The following is a 2433-nucleotide window of genomic DNA, read 5'->3' as shown; positions in this document are numbered from 1 at the left end:
TCCCGCTCTGACGCCGCGCGCCCGCCCCCCCGCGCGCGGGCGCGGGGGGGGGGCGCGGGCGGGGCCCCCCCCCCCCCCCGGCGCCCCCCCCCCCCCCCCCCCCGGCCCGGTGACGGTCGTACGTCAGGTGGTGCCGCGTCGGCGCCGTACGGCTACGGCCGCGACGCCGCCCGCCAGGACCAGCAGGGCCGCCGTCCCGGCGAGGGGGAGGACGGAAGAGCTGCCGGTCGAGGCGAGGCTGCCGCCGCCCCCGACGGTGCCACCGCCCACGGTCCCGCCACCGGCGGTGCCACCGCCGACCGTTGCTCCACCGCTCGCACTTCCACCGCTCGTAGTTCCACCGACCGTTGCTCCGCCGATGGTTCCGCCGCCGGTGTCGGTGCCGGTGGACGTGCCGCCCGTCGGGCCCGTACCACCGACCGCGGCCGAACCTCCGCCGGTGGTCCCGCCGGTGGTGCCGCCCGTTGTGGCCGACCCGCCCGACGTCGTGGTGCCGCCATCGGCGCCACCGTCCGTACCGCCGTCCGAACCACCCGCGGTCGCACCGCCGTCAGCACCGCCGACGACACCGCCGCCGGCGCCACCGTCCGCGCCACCGTCAGCACCGCCATCGGTGCCCCCGGCGTCGCCGCCGCCGTCCACCGGCTCCACGGTGAGCCGCGCCGCGGCCGTCCGCGTGGTCCCCGCCGCGTTGGTGAAGACCGCCCGGTAGCGGTGACCGTCCTGCGCCGCCAGTGCGGTGAAGGTCAGCTCCGTCGTGTCCGCGCCCGTGTCCTCCAGCGCCGTCCACGACTGGGCGCCGTCCGTGCTGACCTGCCACCGTACGGTCGGCGCCGGGGCCGAGTCCGCGGTGGCCGTGAACGTGACCTCGTCGCCCGCCGTGACCGTGGCGTCCTGCGGCGCTGCCGTGACCGCCGGGGAGACCTGACGGTCGATCTGCCGTACCGTGCCGCCCGCGACCGCGTAGACGGTGTGGCGCACACGGTCGAGCGCGAGCGCCGTCGGGTTGCCGCCGACCTCGATCGCGTCGACGACCGGGGATTCGGCCCCCGGCGTCGGGTCGACCACGGCGACCGTCGTGCCGGTGGTGCGGGCGACGTACAGGGTGCCGGTCGCCTCGTCGAAGACCATCGCCTTCGGGTTGCCGCCGACCGGGATGGAGCCGGTCACCTCGTTCTTCACCAGGTCGACGACCGAGACCGTACCGGCGGAGATGTTCGCGACGTACCCCGTACGGGTCCTCGTGTCCACGGCGACGCCCTGGCTGCCCAGCGCTGTCGTCCCCAGGCTGACCGTGGAGGCCAGGGTGCCCGTGGCGCCGTCGACGGCGTTGAGGACGTTGCGGTAGACGACGGTGCCGTTCTCCACGGCGCCGCCGACATACGTGGCATAGCCGATGTGGTGCTCCGTGTCGACCGCGAGTCCGAACGCGGCGAAGGGCAGGACGACCGGCTCGCCGACCGGTTTCCGGGTCTCCGTGTCGTACACCGTGATCGTTTTCGCGGTCTGGTCGGCGACGTAGAGGCGGTGGGCCGCCGGGTCCAGCGCGAGATGGCTGATGTTGCCCGTGACCGCGATGGGTGCACCGGACTCGGCGCCCGTCGTGGTGTCGCGCACGCGTACGTACCCGGTGTGCGCGAGGTAGAGCAGTCTCGCCTCCGGGTCCAGGGCGAGGGAGGGGCTGGCCGCCCCGATGGCCATGGCCTCGCCGGTCCGCTCCCCGGAGGCCGCGTCGTACGCCGTGACACGGTGGCCGCTGTCCGGGCTCGCGCTCACGTAGACCCGGCCGTCGGCGGGGTCGGTGACGACGGCGCGCGCGGCGGCGTCGAAGGAGCGGGAGACGGTGTGGCGGACGGTCCCCTCGGGGGTGTCGGGGGCCTCGGGTGACGGGCCCTCACCCCCGTCACCGCTGCCGAAGGCGACCGGGACGACGACGTCCTGGGCGCGCTCGGTGAAGTGGGTGTGGTCCGCCTTGGTGACGACGGCGCAGCGGACCTCGGTGCAGTCGATCGCGCCTTCGGCCCCCTTGACTGTGAGCCGGAGCTCGAAGCTGCCGCCCTTCCCGTCCGCCTGCGGGATGAACGGCTTGACCAGGTCCTTCGCGTAGTCCGGCGGGTTGTTGGAGATCCAGAACGACGAACCGGTGGTGCCGCTCATGTCCGCGCCGCCGAGGCAGGGCGTCGGTTCCCGGCCCGCCTCGGGTACGACGCAGAACGCCAGGTAGACCCCCTTGTCGAGCGCGTATCCGGTGCCCTTGACGGTGAGGGTCGCGCCCTCGGGGTCCAGGTCCGCGGTGTCGGAGACCGTGAGGGTCTGTCCGGTGGGCCCGGTGGCGGAGCCGGGAACGGGGGGGGCCGCGCGCGGGGGGGGCGGGCGCCCCGCGCGGGGGGGCCCCCCCCTCGCCGGGTCCTGCGGGTCGGGGATGTCCTCGGC

At 75.6% G+C, this 2433-nt stretch carries 1 protein-coding gene; it reads right to left on the bottom strand.

All coding sequences use genetic code 11. The annotated features are described in order from the left end of the window. Nucleotides 1-123: 123 nt before the first annotated feature. The coding region (locus ACFXPK_RS29675) for a hypothetical protein (protein WP_385080176.1) at nucleotides 124-2433 on the bottom strand (2310 nt) is incomplete at its 5' end.

Origin of the sequence: Streptomyces sp. NPDC059142 (assembly GCF_042755665.1) — a bacterium.
Lineage (GTDB): Bacteria > Actinomycetota > Actinomycetes > Streptomycetales > Streptomycetaceae > Streptomyces.
This window is presented reverse-complemented; position numbering and strand designations above follow the sequence as displayed.